This window comes from Vibrio sp. 10N.222.49.A3, from assembly GCF_041475145.1.
GTDB classification, from domain to species: domain Bacteria; phylum Pseudomonadota; class Gammaproteobacteria; order Enterobacterales; family Vibrionaceae; genus Vibrio; species Vibrio tasmaniensis_A.
Genome location: NZ_JBFRVM010000350.1, coordinates 1 through 380 on the forward strand (window position 1 = coordinate 1; position 380 = coordinate 380).

3 tRNA genes are annotated in these 380 nt (G+C 43.4%); all 3 read left to right on the forward strand.

Annotated elements, in window-relative coordinates:
* The first annotated feature begins 14 nt into the window (after positions 1–14).
* The 3 genes from AB4589_RS25560 to AB4589_RS25570 all read left to right on the forward strand — a co-directional run bounded on the left by AB4589_RS25560 (position 15) and on the right by AB4589_RS25570 (position 305).
* Positions 15–90: transfer RNA gene (locus AB4589_RS25560), tRNA-Thr, on the forward strand.
* 7 nt (positions 91–97) lie between these two features.
* Positions 98–173: transfer RNA gene (locus AB4589_RS25565), tRNA-Phe, on the forward strand.
* Between the two features lie 56 nt (positions 174–229).
* Positions 230–305, forward strand: a tRNA-Asn gene (locus AB4589_RS25570).
* Positions 306–380: the final 75 nt, after the last annotated feature.

Here is a 380-nt window from a genome sequence, read left to right on the forward strand (position 1 = left end):
AAAGAATTTAGTGTGCCGACTTAGCTCAGTAGGTAGAGCAACTGACTTGTAATCAGTAGGTCACCAGTTCGACTCCGGTAGTCGGCACCATTCTTTTGCCTCGATAGCTCAGTCGGTAGAGCAGCGGATTGAAAATCCGCGTGTCGGTGGTTCGATTCCGCCTCGAGGCACCATTATTTGGTACTTAACAAATAATGGTCTTTAGAGACCTGATGTTGAGACAAGTAATTCCCCTTTAGTTCAGTTGGTAGAACGGCGGACTGTTAATCCGTATGTCGCAAGTTCAAGTCTTGCAAGGGGAGCCATTTTGAAGAACTTCATTTTATATGAGGTTTTAATTGAAGAGTTTAACTCTTTAAGCAAAGAATTTAGTGTGCCGA